This window comes from Pseudomonas sp. NPDC078416 (assembly GCF_050268485.1).
In the GTDB taxonomy this organism is placed as follows: domain Bacteria; phylum Pseudomonadota; class Gammaproteobacteria; order Pseudomonadales; family Pseudomonadaceae; genus Aquipseudomonas.
This window is the reverse complement of record NZ_JBNNGV010000015.1, coordinates 83,578-98,245: the sequence shown is the minus strand read 5'-3', so window position 1 is coordinate 98,245 and position 14,668 is coordinate 83,578. Positions and strand designations below refer to the sequence as shown.

The window sequence follows — 14,668 nt, the reverse complement described above, 5'->3', positions numbered from 1 at the left end:
CACATTCGCGGGCAAGCGCGCTCCTACAGGTATCTCGGCAACGCAGGCAATCATCGGCGCACACAAAATCCGTAGGAGCCGGCTTGCTGGCGAACCCGAATGCTCAGACGATGCGAGGGTAACTGAACCACCGCATTCGCCAGCAAGCCGGCTCCTGCGATATCGAGCCGGTCTGTTTCAATGAGGTGAGCGCGCGGATGCCTGAATCAGATCCCCATGCTCCCCAGTGTGACCAGCACATTGCGCAACGTGCCGGCGATGGTGGGGTGATCGACTTCAAATCGCTCGACCGCCAGGTTGACGCCATCGGCAATGCTCGGGTCCTGAGAGACTGTCTCGAGTTCGATCTGCGCCTGGATCTGCTCCATGACCTCAGTCAAATTCCCGCGCTCCTCAAGCGTCAGCTGCGGATTCTGCTCAAGCTGCTCGCGCAACGTGTTGAGTTGTAGTTGCAAGTCACTGACGGACATGGGGTCTTCCTTAATCTGATTGGTCTCACGATGGACCGCAATGCGCAGGCAAAGGTCCTTCACCGCCCTAGACTAATCCACTCCCGGCCGCCGTGCATGACCTCAGTCAGCTCAGGGCTTTTCCGACTTCTGCCGGCGGAGCGTGATATCCGCCAGACACGACTCCAGTTCGCCCAGGTGATCGATGACCGAATGTGCGCCGGCGGCATACAACTCAAGGGTGGCCCGGCCGCGACGGCGCTCGCGATCCAGATCACTCAACGCCTCCCATTGCTCGGGTGACAAACCGCACAGCGGCCCGCAGGACGCCAGCCCCACCGTCCACAGCCCTGCGTTGATCCCGGCCATGAGCAACCGCGGATCACCGCTGACCAGCACACAGCCGTCCAGTTGCTGGACGCCGAGGGTCATCAGCGCCTGCCAGCACGCATCAGGTGCAGGCCAACGGTGGGTCGGCGCGGGAGTCGGCAAAATCAGGGTGCCGAGCGGCGCAGCCAACTGTTCGGTGATGGAGGAGGGGTATTCATCGATCCAGGCGCAGGGAATACCGTGCTGCTGGAGATGCTTCAGCGCATTGATCGCACCGGGGGCCAGTGCTGCAAAGGGTTGGGCGTCCTGCGAAGCGAGGGATGTGCCGTCGCTGGCAAGAAGCGTGCGCGTCTGGGCGCCGAAGTCGACGAGGCAACCGCTCAATCCGAACAATACAGCGGTGAACGACGGAGCAGCGACGGCGACCGGGGCGAGCATGGCATTCCCTCTCAAAGCCGATGACGCTAAGGGATTGCCATGACAAATCGATGACCGAACGATGACAGTGTCTTCGGATGTTTATTGCCCTACAAAACCGCGACCATTTCAGCGACGTAAATAGTCACAGAACGCTTTATACTCTCGCCTTTGGTTTGGGGCGTAGCGCCCGCTTGATTACTTTGACTGGGAGTCTCAGCTATGCCCGAGAACGGTGCTGGCTTTATCAATCGTCTGATTCGAACGTGCGTGTGGGCCAGCTTGGCTGTGGCGCCGATGGCTGCAAATGCGGCAGACGAAGATCCGTGGGAAGGCGTCAACCGTGCGATTTTCCGTTTCAACGACACCGTCGACACCTACGCGCTGAAACCCATTGCCCAGGGCTATGAGTTCATCACGCCGCAGTTCCTCGAAGACGGCATCCATAACATGTTCAAGAACGTCGGCGAAGTGACCAACTTTGCCAACGACGTGCTCCAGGCCAAGCCTGAAGCGGCCGGCGTCGATACCGCCCGCCTGATCTTCAACACCACGTTTGGTTTGCTCGGCTTCTTCGACGTCGGCACCAAGATGGGCCTGCAGCGCAATGACGAAGACTTCGGCCAGACCCTCGGTCACTGGGGCGTGGGCAGCGGTCCGTTCGTGATGCTGCCATTGTTCGGTCCTAGCACCGTGCGTGACGCGTTCGCCAAATACCCGGACACCTACACCCAGCCGTGGCGCTACATCGACCACGTGCCGACGCGCAACACTGCGCTGGGTGTGAGCCTGGTCGATACGCGCGCCAGCCTGCTGTCGGCTGAAAAGTTGATCAATGGCGACAAATACATCTTCATCCGCAACGCTTACCTGCAGAACCGTGAGTTCAAAGTCAAAGACGGCAAGGTCGTCGACGACTTCTGATCCAGACGGTTTGCAAAACGATGCTAAAAAGGCGACCTGAGGGTCGCCTTTTTATTTTCGCTATCTTTCGAAATTGTGACGGAGTTCCGGGCTGCCGTCACTTCATCGCCAGGATCGTCAGGCCCAGTTTCTGCTCGCCGCCGTCGATGTCGGCAATCCACACCACCTCGGTATCGGCCTCCAGCCCCTTGAGCGCGGCATGCTCGGAATCGATGCTCACGCTGATCTTGTCACCCACCTGAAACGATCGAGGCGCCTGTACCTGCATGCCGGAGCCGGATAAATCCACGCAGACTGCCGGGATAATCTGGCCGGCGTAGATCAGATTGATCTCCGCATCGACCCGCATGCGAATGTAATCCCGTTTTTCTTCGTAATCGCGATCGAGCTGGCCCATGGCACATCCTTTGTTTTGATTGCTGATTTAACGGTTCTTATAACTCCGCGCGATTTGCGATGTAAAGACGCCGCTCGGCAGCGGGGCCACGCTTGAAACGCCAGGCGGATGGGAGTACCGTCTGCGCCTTGAAGGGCAGCTCTGTCATGTGAAGCGTTTGACCACAAGTCCGCTACCTGAGCCAGAGAGGCTAGAAGCGAATCCAGTACGCGGGCTGACTGCAACCAGCCGCCTACGCCAACCTAATCTGGCGCCGTTTGCCCACATGCAAAAAACCAGTGCCACGCTGCTGATCATCGATGACGACGAAGTAGTGCGCGCGAGTCTCGCGGCCTATTTGGAAGACAGTGGATTCAGCGTTCTGCAAGCCGCCAATGGCCTGCAGGGTCTACAGACTTTCGAGCAGGAAAAGCCCGATCTGCTGATCTGCGATCTGCGCATGCCGCAGGTGGGCGGTCTCGAGCTGATTCGTCAGGTCACCAGCCTTGCGCCGGAAACGCCGGTCATCGTGGTGTCCGGCGCTGGCGTCATGAGCGATGCCGTCGAAGCACTGCGCCTTGGCGCTGCCGATTACCTGATCAAACCCCTGGAAGACCTCGCCGTGCTTGAGCACTCGGTCCGGCGTGCGCTCGATCGGGCGCGTCTGCTCCATGAAAACCAGGAATATCGACAGAAGCTGGAGACCGCCAACCGCGAACTGGAGGCCAGCCTGCACTTGCTGCAGGAAGACCAAGATGCGGGCCGTCAGGTGCAGATGAACATGCTGCCCACCAGCCCCTGGGCCATCGACGCGTTCGAATTCGAACATGAGATCATTCCGTCGCTGTACCTGTCGGGCGATTTCGTTGATTATTTCCGTGTCGACGAGCGCCGCGTTGCGTTCTACCTGGCGGACGTGTCCGGCCATGGTGCGTCGTCCGCGTTCATCACCGTGCTGTTGAAGTTCATGACCACGCGCCTGCTGTTCGAATCAAAGCGCGGCGGCAGCCTGCCGGAGTTCAAGCCGTCCGACGTGCTCGGCCACATCAATCGCGGGCTGATCAGCTGCAAGCTGGGCAAGCACGTGACGATGGTGGGCGGCGTGATCGACGAAGACACCGGGCAGTTGACCTACAGCGTCGGCGGCCATTTGCCGCTGCCGGTGTTCTACACCCCGGGTGACACGCATTACCTTGAAGGCCGTGGTCTGCCCGTCGGGCTGTTCAACGAAGCGACTTACACGGATCACGTCATCGATCTGCCGGAGTCCTTTAGTCTGACCCTGCTGTCCGATGGCATTCTGGACCTTCTGCCAGGTGATACACTCAAAGAGAAAGAAGCCAACTTGCCCGAACTGGTCAAGGCGGCGGGGGGCAGCCTGGATGGTCTGCGCCAGACGTTTGGATTGGCCACGCTAGGGGAGATGCCGGATGATATCGCCTTGTTAGTGTTGAGCAGGAACCTTTAATGAGTACCGGTAGAATCCAGTTCGCCGAGCAAGACGGCACATTCGTCCTCAAGTTTGTGGGTGAAGTGCGTCTGACCCTGTGCTCGGCGTTGGATGCGACAATTGAACGGATCTTCACCTCGATGAACTTCTCGACGGTGGTCATTGATCTGACCGAAACCCGCAGCATCGACAGCACGACCCTTGGTCTGCTGGCCAAGCTGTCGATTCTCTCGCGTCAGAAGGCCGGCCTGCTGCCGACCGTCGTCACCACCCACGAAGACATCACGCGCCTGTTGCAGTCCATGGGCTTCGATCAGGTGTTCAACATCGTCGGTCGGCCAATTCCCCGGCCTGAAGCCCTGAGCGATCTGCCGAGCCAGGACCAGTGCGAAGACGTGGTCAAGGCCAAGGTGCTCGAGGCCCACAAAATCCTGATGGGCTTGAACGACTCCAACCGCGAAGCCTTCCGTGATCTGGTCAACGCACTCGAGCACCAGTAGAAACCAGTCGCACTACCAGTAACGCGCTCCTATCCTGAATCGCGGCGATAAAAAAGGGCGGCACCTGTGAGGGTGCCGCCCTTTTTACATGCCTGACGCTTTAGGCTTTGGCCGACAGCATCTTTTCCAGTGCCACCTGGTCACGGGCGAACTGACGAATGCCTTCGGCCAGTTTCTCGGTGGCCATGGCGTCTTCGTTGGAAGCCCAGCGGAACTGGCTTTCGTTGAGGGTCACCCGTGGCTCGCCGCCATTGCCTGGCTTGAGTTTCTGCACCAGTGTGCCGTTGTCTTCCGACAGCTTGTGCAGCAGGTCAGGGCTGATGGTCAGACGGTCGCAGCCGGCCAGTTCTTCGATCTGGCTGAGGTTACGGAAGCTGGCGCCCATGACAACGGTCTTGTAGTCGTTGGCCTTGTAGTAGTTATAGATGCGGGTCACCGACTGCACGCCCGGATCTTCTGCACCGACGTAGTCTTTGCCTTCGGCTTTCTTGTACCAGTCGTAGATGCGGCCCACGAACGGCGAGATCAGGAACACGCCGGCGTCGGCACAGGCCTGGGCCTGTGCGAAGGAGAACAGCAGGGTCAGGTTGCACTGGATGCCTTTCTTTTCCAGCACTTCAGCGGCCTTGATGCCTTCCCAGGTCGACGCCAGCTTGATCAGGATGCGGTCACGACCGATACCGAAATCTTCGTACAGACCGACAATGCGGTCAGCGCGGTCGATACAGGCCTGGGTGTCGAACGACAGGCGTGCGTCCACTTCGGTGGAGACGCGGCCCGGGACCACCTTGAGGATTTCACGGCCGATGGCGACGGCGAAACGGTCGCTGGCGACGTTGATGTCGCCCTTGCTGCCGGTGAACGCTTCTTTCAGGCGGTCAGCGTTGCTGTCGCTGGAAGCGGCCTTGAGCAAGAGGGAAGGGTTGGTGGTGGCGTCGACGGGTTTCAGTTTTTCGATGGCAGCGAAATCGCCGGTGTCGGCAACGACGGTGGTGAATTGCTTGAGTTGTTCCAGCTTGGAAGTCATGAGCGTGCTCTGTCCTGTGGGTGTGCTGACATTACCCGAGCGCCGCCGGTCACTCAAGGGCGCAAACCGCGACAGACACACCGGTTTAGACGCCTGCATTTGCGCAAACGGCGTGCCTGCGTGTCAGCCATGATCCGGGCGATGGGCGCCTTTTACAAAGGGCGACGCGGGGTCATGGTCTGTCGGTTCCCGAGGAGGGCGGAGACTCGATCCAGACTGGTTGGAGCCTGGACTGCCCGGGATGTTCCCGGCGCCTGGCATCTTATCCGCCGACCGACAGGGACTGGCCGGCGTAGACAGGCTGAGCGGCTGATCCTTACAGACCCGCCGCCGTCCGGGTCAGCGAGCCGTCGTCTCGCCGCAGTCGCTGTCCACCGCTTTGATCAGCGTGGTCCGGTCGAAGACCTCCAGATGAACCTGACACGTCGCCTCGGCCGGCAGGCTCAGGCTTATGCTGTTCGCCGCGACGCCGTTCTGCAGATCGCCCTCCTGATTGATCGCCGAGGTGCCCTGGGCGCTACTCTGCCTGACGGTCATCCGGTATTGCAGCGTCAGCGGGGCAGGATTCTCGAGGTGCGGGCGGATCACCACCGTTGAGCCGCTGCGCTGGGCGTCAACCGTCACCACCAGTTGAGTGAAGTCCATCATCGAGATCACCGTTGGGTCGCGCTGGCATTCATGTGGTCGCCGAACTGCTTGATGGACACGGCGCCGCCGAATCCGGCCTGGCTGACGCTGGCCTGGTTGGCCTGACCGTACTGCCCGACGAAAGCCTGGTTGTAGGCGCCGGTCTGCACCACGTTCGCGGCGTTGTCGATGCCGTTCTGCGTCACGCCGGTCTGGTTGCTGTTGCCGGACTGGTTGACCTGCGCGGTGTTCGCCGTGCCGTTCTGCTGTGCAGTGATCGCATTGTTGACGCCGCTCTGGTTGACGACCGCCTGGTTGCGACTGCCGGTCTGACTCACTGTCTGGTTCTGTCGGGCTCCGCTTTGGTCGACGCGAGCGTTGTTATAAGCGCCGATCTGCAAAATGGTGGCGACGCTGTTGCCGACGGTGATGTCCGCGTAGCGTGCTTCGCGCACCAGATCCTGCGCCTGGGCGAGTGTGCCGGTGAGCAGCAATGCCGCTGCGAGCCAGCCGTATCCCTTAGCGTTGCGTTCCATTCTTCTCTCCTGTGGCAACGATGTCCTTGTCCGCATCAGCCAGCGGCAAGGTGGTCATCTGTTCGTCGTAGCTCTGCAGATAGCTCTGCAGCAGCGGTTTGTTCAGGTCAGCGGGGTTTTTCAGGTTCCAGCTGCCATCCCGCGCGCCTTGGGCAATCATGTGAATCAGCGCCGTTTCGATGGCTTCGCGCACGCATTGCTGCACGGGTTCGTTGCGCGACACGCCGGTCTCGACCTCCAGCAGGTGCTTGAGGGAGACGAAGCGGAAGATGCCGAAATCGACCTGAATCGAGAAGATGGTCTTGGTGGTGGTGATGCTCTGGATGATGTCACCGGTGCGGATGTCCACTGCCCTCAGGTTGACGGTCACCTGATCCTGGCGGTAAAGCTCCGAAGGCCCGACACCGAGGTAACGGACACCGATGCCGCCGGTGCGCACGTTGCTTTCGTAGGCGACGATGGCGCCTTCGATGATCATGTTCGCCGGTCGCAGCGCGGGCAGTTGCACTTGGGCCTGATCCTGAGGCTGCTCCAGCGCGCGGATGATCTTGCGCTCGGTGAGCAGGTCCTGAAGATTCTCGCGCTCCACCGGCTTGAACCAGCGTGAGTCGCGCAGGGCGCTGATCAGCAGCGACGCGGCGCCCTGGGTCACCGAGGTGGAAAACGAGCTGTCGGGCGACGGTTTGTATTGGCCGGTCTGATCTCGCAGGCCGTACACCGCAACGCTGATGGGGCCAGCGGGCGGCGGCAGGTGGGTCAGGTCACGCAGGCTCTGGGTCGCAGGCGACAGCGTGGCCGGGGAAATGGTCGCCGCAGGGCGAGACGTGGTACAGCCGGCAATCAGCATTACGGCAGTGAACATCAACATGAGGGGACGGACGCGCATACTTTCTCTTCCCGCAAGAAAACCCCGCCAGGCCCTGGCGGGGTAAATCATCTTAGTGTTGGTAGATCGATGCCACGTTGCCGCTGCCGCCGGTCTGGCTGACGTTGGCGACCATGTTGTTGCCGGACTGGGTCACGCCAACGACGTTGGAGGCCAGGTAAGTGCCGGTGCCGGTCTGGCTCACGATCGCGCGGTTGTTGTTACCCGTCTGCAGCAGGGCTTCTTCGTTGTTGACGCTGGTCTGGGTGCTGGACGCGTAGTTGTTGTTGCCGACCTGCTGGACGTCGGCGCTCAGCGAAGTGCCGTTCTGGGAAACGCTGACGGTGTTGAAGTCGCCGCGTTGTTGAGCGTTGGCAGTGCTGAACGCGCTGTTGTTCTGCTGCACCGAGCCAAGGTTGTTGTTGCCGGTCTGTTGCAGGGTGGCGGAGACCAGAGCCAGGTTGCGCTGTTGCGAAACGGTGCCGGTGTTGTTATTGCCCGCTTGAGTCACCTTGGCGCTGACGGTGTTGCTGTTGCCCTGTTGCGCAACGCTCGCCAGGTTGTAGTTGCCGTCTTGGGCAATGGTCCCGCTGACGCGCGTGCTGTTGCCGGTTTGCGAGGTGCTGGCGGTGTTGTTGTTGCCGCCGCCCTGGATGATGCTCGCGCTGGTGCTGTAGTTGGACTGCTGATCGATGGTCGCTTTGCTGTAGCCGCCGGACTGATCCAGGCTGGCGATCTGCGGCTGAGGGCCGCCGCCGTTCTGAGTGATCGAGCCGGTGTTGTTGTTCCCGGCCTGTCTGGCGCTGGTGCTGTTGTAGTAGCCGGTCTGATTGATCGTCAGGTTGCTGTAGGTCGCGCTCTGGGTGATCGGCGTGCCGCCGGCGACACTGGAGCCGGCGCCGTTGCGGCCACCGTTCTGGTTGATCGTGACAGTCGACTGGGTGGCGCCTTGCTGCTCGACGCCCAGTTTGTTGTCGGAACCGGCCTGGGTGGTGTTGACGGTGCTCGAGTCGGCCATGGCCGCGCCGGAGACAGCAAACAGGATGGCCAGAGACAGTAAGGATTTACGTGCTTGCATGGTGATCTTCCTTATTCAATGTTGTAGTTATGGGTATTGCGAGTGCGACGGGTCTTACGGTTGATTCACTTGAAACTGGGTGGTCTGGCCGGTGTTCTTGTCGGTCGTGACGATCTGCAGCAGGCCGCCTTGCAGGTTGGTGATCGCGATGCGGAAGTCGGTGGTTTCGACGGTGCCCGGCACCAGTTGGCCGTTGGTGCCAACGATGCTGGACGTCACTGCGGACGACACGCGGCTGAGGATGGCGCTCTGCAACATGCTGTTGAACTGGGTCAGCGCGGTCTGCCCGGCGTAGGCGCCGGACGATGAAGACTTTTCGACGTAATGGTTTTGCGCCTGGGCCTGATTGAGCAGGACCGGGCCGTTCAACGGATTGCCGCCAAACGACGGGTTGTTCGGGACATAGGCCAATTCGCTGGCCTGGACGACTGAACAGAGGCCGGCCATCAAAACGAGGCTGGCGACAACCACCAAACTGCGATTAATAGTGAGTGTTTTCATAGCTCGTCTCGTCCCATGTCCGGGTCGCCAAAGAATTGTGCCAATTGATAATCAAGAATGGCCTGGTACACCTGACCGGCCGCGTCGGCTGCAATGGCCGGAATAAGCGTGCGGTTGGGCGGCAGGAACATTTGAAACAACCGGCGATTGCCGTAATCCACGAAGACCTGGCTGCCTAACCGAGCAGTAGGGCGTTCGGTGATAGTCACAGTGAACGTTTCCGCTTCATCTTTCTCGCGCCAGGTGTTTGCGAAACTGTCATAAAACGTCCGGCCTGCCAGCGTCATGGTCTGCCCGATCACAATGCCGCCGACGTCGCGGTGGTTAAGCGTCCGGTGTTGTTCAACCGTTGCGGAAGTGTTCACGCTGGGCTGAGCAAACACCGTGGTTGCGGCGCACAGGGGCAGCAGCCATAGGCCGATAACTTTAAGGGTTGTCATGTTTGTACGTTCGTGTGTGCCGGTTGTTACTTGTTATATCCCAATAAAAATACTTTGCCAGTGGTTAATTAAAATAAAGTTCATTTATTTTGTTGGCGTCAACTTCTATTTTTATCTGGATAAGTTTGTTTATAAGGCAGTGGCGCGGCAGAGGTACGAATTTATGGCGTCAAATTATCTTCCGGGAAGTGACTTAATTAAAGTGGCGACTATTGATGTGTTAAGAAGCGCGTTTGAAAGCGGGTTGTTAGCGTGCTAATGCTTAGGAAGGTCGTGAAGTTTATGACTGTGTTGTATCGGTTAAGTTGTAATAACTTTCTGGTGGCTGCTTAATTACTTGCCGTATGTGGCCGGCCTGCAGAGGAGGCGTGTTTCCGGCAGGATCGGCTTCAGCCGGGCGTGCGAGCTGTTAGAATGCGCGTCCTCTTTGCCCGATCTGCTTATTGCTCCCATGCTGCCTATCACAGAACCCCGTACCGACCGCCTGCCGTCCGAGCCCTCACGGCGTTTTTCCGTGGCCCCCATGATGGACTGGACGGATCGTCACTGCCGATTCTTCCTGCGTCTGCTGTCGAAGAATGCGTTGCTCTACACCGAGATGGTCACCACCGGCGCATTGCTGCACGGCGACACCGAGCGCTTCTTACGCCACGACGAGGCGGAGCATCCGCTGGCGTTGCAGTTGGGCGGCAGCAACCCGGCCGACCTTGCCGCCAGTGCGCGTCTCGCTCAGGCAGCGGGTTACGATGAGGTCAACCTCAACGTCGGTTGCCCGAGCGATCGCGTGCAGAACAACATGATCGGCGCGGTGTTGATGGGGCATCCGCAGTTGGTCGCCGATTGCGTCAAGGCCATGCGCGACGCTGTGACGATTCCGGTGACGGTCAAGCACCGCATCGGCATCAACGGTCGCGACAGTTACGAGCAGCTGTGTGAGTTCGTCGGCACCGTGCGCGACGCCGGCTGCACCAGCTTCACCGTGCATGCACGCATCGCCATTCTTGAAGGCCTGTCGCCCAAGGAAAACCGTGACATCCCGCCGCTGCGCTATGACATCGCTGCGCAACTGAAACAGGATTTTCCCGAGCTGGAGATCATCCTCAACGGCGGCATCAAGACCCTGGGGCAGTGCCAGGAACACCTAACCACTTTCGACGGCGTGATGCTCGGCCGCGAGGCGTACCACAACCCCTACCTGCTGGCAGGCGTGGACCGCGAACTGTTTGGCAGCGACGCCCCGCAGATCACCCGCGCCGAAGCCCTCAGGCTGATGCGCCCCTATGTGGAAGCGCACCTTCGCGAAGGCGGATCCATGCACCACATCACCCGCCATGTGCTGGGCCTGGGCACCGGCTTCCCCGGCGCGCGCAAGTTCCGGCAGATGTTCTCGGTGGATATTCACAAGACGGACGACCCGCTGGGGTTGCTGGATCGGGCGGGGGAGTTGCTGGAGGGGCGTTGAGGTTGGGAGCCTATAGGCTCCCGGATTCCGGATTATTGACGGTCACCACTTCGAGCGCGGCCGCTGTTTCGTATGGAAAATCCCGAGGATCTGCAGCCGATCGCTGACAACTCGATACGGTATCAAATAGGACCAATTGGGTACCGCCCATTCCCGCGTATTCTTAACCCGACCCTCACGGCCCATACCAGGAAACAAAGCCAGGTTATCAACGCTCGCGAAAATGGCATCGGCGAAATCATCAGCGGCGTCTGGACTCTCCAGCGCTATGTAGTCGGCTTCATCTTTGAGGTTCTTGAGGGCTTGTTCCAGCCACTCAACTCGCATCCCGACCCCAACGCCGGGCGCGCATCTTCGCGACCTGCTGGTCACTCGCGAATTTTCCTTCGTCTGCCTCAATCACCGCTTGCTCGATCTGGGCGGTCAGGTTTTTTTCGTGTTCGATGTAGTCGCGAAGGACATCCATCACCAGATAGCTTGCGCTCTGGCCATGGGCCTTGGCGAGATCGGCGAGGGAGTTGGATAGGTCTTCCGGGAGGTTCAGCGATAGTCCGGTCATGGCAACCTCGACATTGAGTGGTGGGCCGTATGTTACACCGTCGTCCTGAATCGAGAACCGGCAGGTTGTCGCGAGGCGTGTACGACAGATCCAGGATTGACCGGTCCGGCGCTCCAACTTGCTGGCGAAGGCACTCGTCCAGACATGAACGTGTGAGCTTACACAACCGGTTCGCCAGCAAGCCGGCTCCTACGAACTCGAGTGCAGTGAAAGTCGGTGTGGTTAAGCACTCACCGCCGCCCAGCCCGCGTGCTCACATCCACCCACACCGCCAGCACCAGAATGCTGCCCTTGACGATCATCTGCCAGTAGCTGTCGACGTCGAGCATGGACATGCCGTTGTCGAGGCTGGTGATGACGAGGGCGCCGAGCAGGGCGCCGTAGACGGTGCCCGAGCCGCCGCGCATGGAGGTGCCGCCGATGAAGCACGCAGCGATGGCGTCAAGTTCGCCCATGTTGCCCGCCGACGGCGAACCGGCGGCCAGGCGGGCGGTGTTGACCAGGCCGGCGAGGGCGCACATCACGCCCATGATGCCGAAGATCCACAACTTCACCGCCTGCACGTTGATGCCGGAGAGGCGCGTGGCCTCCATGTTGCTGCCCACCGAATAGATGCGCCGGCCGAACACGGTCTGGGTGGTGATGTAGCTGAAGACGCCAAGCAGGACCAACAGCAGCAACACGGGCACCGGAATGCCGTCATAGCTGTTCAGGGTGTAGACGAAGCCGGCGAGGACGGCACCGATGGCCACGACCCGCACCCCATCCCGGGCCAGCGAATGCGCGGCCAGCCCGTGCAACGCGCGGTTGCTGCGCTGGCGCCAGGTCAGGAACAGTGTCAGCGCGAAGAGCAGCACGCCGAGCACGATCCCCACCAGCGGCGGCAGGTAACCCTGGCCGATGTAGACCAGTTCCGGGGACACCGGCGCGATGGTGGTGCCGCCGGTGATCCCCAGCAGAATCCCGCGAAACGCCAGCATGCCGCCCAGGCCGACGATGAACGAGGGGATGCGCAGGTACGCGGTCATGCAGCCGTTGGCCAGACCAATCAAAAGCCCGCAGCCGGCGACAATGCACAGGTTCAGCGGCAGCGGCAGGTGGTAGACCACGTCGAGAATCGCCGCCACGCCGCCGAGCAGTCCAAGCAGTGATCCCACCGACAGATCGATTTCGCCGCTGATGATCACCAGCACCATGCCGCAGGCCAGAATCCCGGTGATCGACATCTGCCGTAGCAGGTTCGACAGGTTGCGCGGCGTCAGAAAACCTCCGTCGGTTTCCCAACTGAAGAACAGCCAGATCACCGCGATGGCGATCACCAGCGCGAGCATTTTGTAGCGGGTGAACAGTTGCTTGAGTTGATTCATTGACGCGCGTCTCCCACAGCACCTGGCCGGTTGCTATTGTTTTTGTTGTACGCGGTGTCGCCGGATTGGCTGAGTGCGGCCGCGAGCACCTGTTCCTGGGTCAGACCTTCGTTGATGAAGTCCCCGCGCAGCTGGCCTTCGCCGATCACCAGCACCCGATCCGAGACGCCGAGCACCTCGGCCAGCTCCGACGACACCATGATGATCGATACGCCGCTGGCCGCCAGCGCGCCCATCAGTTTGTAGATTTCGTATTTGGCGCCAACGTCCACGCCACGGGTGGGCTCGTCGAGAATCAGCACCCGCGGCTTCGTCAGCAGCATCTTCCCCAGCACGGCTTTTTGCTGATTGCCGCCGGAGAGGCTGGTGATCGGCAGGAACGGGCTCGCGGTCTTCAAGTGCATGCGCGCGATTTCCTTGTCGATGCTGCCCAGCTCGGCTTCGGCGTCGATGCGGGTCAGGTGGGCGAAGCTGTCGAGCACGGCGAGGGTGATGTTCTGGCCCACGCCCAAGTCGGGAATGATGCCCTGACGCTTGCGGTCCTCGGGAACCATGCACAGCCCCGCGCGGATTGATTTGAGCGGCGTGCGCGTATCGATGGTTTTGCCGTCCAGCCACACTTCGCCGGTGTAACGGCCCGGATAGGCGCCGAACAGCGCCGAGACCAGTTCGGTGCGCCCGGCCCCGACCAGCCCGGCGATGCCGAGGATTTCCCCACGCCTGAGCACGAACGAGATGTCGTCCACGCGCTTGCGTTTCGGGTTGTCGACGTCGTAGCAGGTGACATTGCGCGCCTCGAAAATGACCTCGCCGACGGTATGCGGTTCGGTGGGGTAGAGGTTGCTCATCTCGCGGCCGACCATTTGCGTGATGATCCTGGGAATGTCCATGTCGGCCATGGCTGTGGTTGCAATGTGCTTGCCGTCGCGGATCACCGAGATGGTGTCGCAGACGGCGGCGACTTCATCGAGCTTGTGGGAGATGTAGACGCAGGCGACCCCCTTGGCTTTGAGCTCGCGAATGATGTCGAGCAGGACTTCGATTTCCGAGCGGGTCAGGGCCGACGAGGGTTCGTCGAGGATCAGCAGGCGCGCCTGTTTGTTCAACGCCTTGGCGATTTCCACCAGTTGCTGATAACCGCCGCCGTACTGCGAAACCGGCAGGGCAACGTTCATGTCCGGCACTTTCAGTTCGCGCATCAGGGCTTCGGCGCGGTGGATCATTGCCGGGTAATTCATGCGCCCGCCCGGCAGGGTCAGTTCGTGGCCCATGAAGATGTTTTCCGCCACCGACAGGTCGGGGACGAGGGTGAGTTCCTGGTGAATGATGACGATCCCGGCGGCCTCGGTTTCGCTGATGGATTGCGCCTTCAGCGGCTGGCCGTCCCAGAGGATTTCACCCTCCCAGGTGCCGTGGGGATAGACCGCCGAGAGGACTTTCATCAGCGTCGATTTGCCGGCGCCGTTCTCGCCGCACAGGCCGACGCATTCGCCGGCCCTTACCTTGATGTCGATGCCGTTGAGTGCCTTGACACCGCCGAAGGATTTGACGATGCCGTTCATTTGCAGCAGGTAATCGGACATTGCGCGGTATTCCAGTACAGGCCGGAGTTCTCGTGCAGGAGCGAGGCTTGTCCCGCGACCGGCTGCGAAGCCGTCGTAAATTCAGCAGACGCGTTGTGTCAGGCAAACCACAGTGTCAGGTTTTACGACGGGTTCCCGCCGCTCGCGGGACAAGCCACGCACCTACAGGTATCGGTG

General features: G+C 60.5%; 18 protein-coding genes. 4 read left to right on the top strand and 14 right to left on the bottom strand.

Annotation, left to right across the window (positions count from 1 at the left end; translation table 11 throughout):
• Positions 1-206 precede the first annotated feature (206 nt).
• Both ACQKEN_RS15115 and ACQKEN_RS15110 read right to left on the bottom strand, forming a co-directional pair.
• Complete coding sequence (locus ACQKEN_RS15115; RefSeq protein ID WP_065989610.1) at positions 207-470, bottom strand: DUF4404 family protein; 264 nt, start codon at positions 468-470, stop codon at positions 207-209.
• Between the two features lie 111 nt (positions 471-581).
• The gene (locus ACQKEN_RS15110; protein ID WP_427686617.1) at positions 582-1,217 is read right to left on the bottom strand and encodes an HAD family phosphatase; all 636 of its coding nucleotides are present in this window, start codon (positions 1,215-1,217) and stop codon (positions 582-584) included.
• 201 nt (positions 1,218-1,418) lie between these two features.
• Here ACQKEN_RS15110 and ACQKEN_RS15105 point away from each other — a divergent pair, with 201 nt between their 5' ends.
• Positions 1,419-2,120 (top strand): MlaA family lipoprotein, encoded by a 702-nt coding sequence (locus ACQKEN_RS15105; RefSeq protein WP_427686616.1) that lies wholly within the window; start codon positions 1,419-1,421, stop codon positions 2,118-2,120.
• A gap of 97 nt (positions 2,121-2,217) precedes the next feature.
• Here ACQKEN_RS15105 and ACQKEN_RS15100 read toward each other — a convergent pair whose 3' ends face one another.
• Positions 2,218-2,517: a PilZ domain-containing protein gene (locus ACQKEN_RS15100; protein ID WP_133776916.1), complete on the bottom strand. Its 300-nt coding sequence runs from the start codon at positions 2,515-2,517 to the stop codon at positions 2,218-2,220.
• Positions 2,518-2,782: 265 nt separating this feature from the next.
• On the opposite strand from ACQKEN_RS15100, the gene rssB reads away from it, so the two are divergent.
• Together rssB and rssC are read left to right on the top strand one after the other, a co-directional pair.
• A complete protein-coding gene (rssB, locus tag ACQKEN_RS15095) occupies positions 2,783-3,964 on the top strand; it encodes a two-component system response regulator RssB (protein WP_427686614.1) in 1,182 nt (393 codons plus the stop codon).
• On the top strand, positions 3,964-4,446 hold the full coding sequence (gene rssC, locus ACQKEN_RS15090) for an anti-sigma factor antagonist RssC (protein WP_037009276.1): 483 nt from the start codon (positions 3,964-3,966) through the stop codon (positions 4,444-4,446). The genes rssB and rssC overlap by 1 nt, the downstream gene beginning before the upstream one ends.
• Positions 4,447-4,546: 100 nt before the next feature.
• Here the strand turns inward: rssC and tal are convergent, their stop codons facing one another.
• The 7 genes from tal to ACQKEN_RS15055 all read right to left on the bottom strand — a co-directional run bounded on the left by tal (position 4,547) and on the right by ACQKEN_RS15055 (position 9,520).
• A complete protein-coding gene (gene tal / locus ACQKEN_RS15085; RefSeq protein ID WP_427686611.1) occupies positions 4,547-5,473 on the bottom strand; it encodes a transaldolase in 927 nt (308 codons plus the stop codon).
• Between the two features lie 339 nt (positions 5,474-5,812).
• Complete coding sequence (csgH, locus tag ACQKEN_RS15080; protein WP_427686609.1) at positions 5,813-6,121, bottom strand: curli-like amyloid fiber formation chaperone CsgH; 309 nt, start codon at positions 6,119-6,121, stop codon at positions 5,813-5,815.
• A 5-nt stretch (positions 6,122-6,126) separates the two neighbouring features.
• A complete protein-coding gene (locus tag ACQKEN_RS15075) occupies positions 6,127-6,636 on the bottom strand; it encodes a curlin-associated protein (RefSeq protein ID WP_427686607.1) in 510 nt (169 codons plus the stop codon).
• Positions 6,620-7,522, bottom strand: coding sequence for a CsgG/HfaB family protein (locus tag ACQKEN_RS15070; protein ID WP_427686605.1), 903 nt, complete (start codon positions 7,520-7,522; stop codon positions 6,620-6,622). The genes ACQKEN_RS15075 and ACQKEN_RS15070 overlap by 17 nt, the downstream gene beginning before the upstream one ends.
• 52 nt (positions 7,523-7,574) lie before the next feature.
• On the bottom strand, positions 7,575-8,579 hold the full coding sequence (locus tag ACQKEN_RS15065) for a hypothetical protein (RefSeq protein WP_427686603.1): 1,005 nt from the start codon (positions 8,577-8,579) through the stop codon (positions 7,575-7,577).
• 54 nt (positions 8,580-8,633) lie between these two features.
• On the bottom strand, positions 8,634-9,080 hold the full coding sequence (locus tag ACQKEN_RS15060) for a curli assembly protein CsgF (protein ID WP_427686601.1): 447 nt from the start codon (positions 9,078-9,080) through the stop codon (positions 8,634-8,636).
• Positions 9,077-9,520 (bottom strand): CsgE family curli-type amyloid fiber assembly protein, encoded by a 444-nt coding sequence (locus ACQKEN_RS15055; RefSeq protein ID WP_427686599.1) that lies wholly within the window; start codon positions 9,518-9,520, stop codon positions 9,077-9,079. Before ACQKEN_RS15055 ends, ACQKEN_RS15060 begins: the two co-directional genes overlap by 4 nt.
• A 451-nt stretch (positions 9,521-9,971) precedes the next feature.
• Between ACQKEN_RS15055 and dusA the strand changes: the two genes are divergently transcribed.
• On the top strand, positions 9,972-10,982 hold the full coding sequence (gene dusA, locus ACQKEN_RS15050; protein WP_427686597.1) for a tRNA dihydrouridine(20/20a) synthase DusA: 1,011 nt from the start codon (positions 9,972-9,974) through the stop codon (positions 10,980-10,982).
• A gap of 42 nt (positions 10,983-11,024) precedes the next feature.
• On the opposite strand, the gene ACQKEN_RS15045 is transcribed toward dusA, so the two are convergent.
• The 4 genes from ACQKEN_RS15045 to xylG form a co-directional block, all read right to left on the bottom strand.
• Positions 11,025-11,309: a type II toxin-antitoxin system RelE/ParE family toxin gene (locus tag ACQKEN_RS15045; RefSeq protein WP_427686595.1), complete on the bottom strand. Its 285-nt coding sequence runs from the start codon at positions 11,307-11,309 to the stop codon at positions 11,025-11,027.
• Positions 11,299-11,541, bottom strand: a complete 243-nt coding sequence (locus ACQKEN_RS15040) for a CopG family ribbon-helix-helix protein (protein WP_427686593.1) — start codon at positions 11,539-11,541, stop codon at positions 11,299-11,301. Before ACQKEN_RS15040 ends, ACQKEN_RS15045 begins: the two co-directional genes overlap by 11 nt.
• A 230-nt stretch (positions 11,542-11,771) precedes the next feature.
• Positions 11,772-12,908: a sugar ABC transporter permease gene (locus ACQKEN_RS15035; protein ID WP_427686591.1), complete on the bottom strand. Its 1,137-nt coding sequence runs from the start codon at positions 12,906-12,908 to the stop codon at positions 11,772-11,774.
• On the bottom strand, positions 12,905-14,491 hold the full coding sequence (xylG, locus tag ACQKEN_RS15030) for a D-xylose ABC transporter ATP-binding protein (RefSeq protein WP_427686589.1): 1,587 nt from the start codon (positions 14,489-14,491) through the stop codon (positions 12,905-12,907). Before xylG ends, ACQKEN_RS15035 begins: the two co-directional genes overlap by 4 nt.
• Positions 14,492-14,668 lie beyond the last annotated feature (177 nt).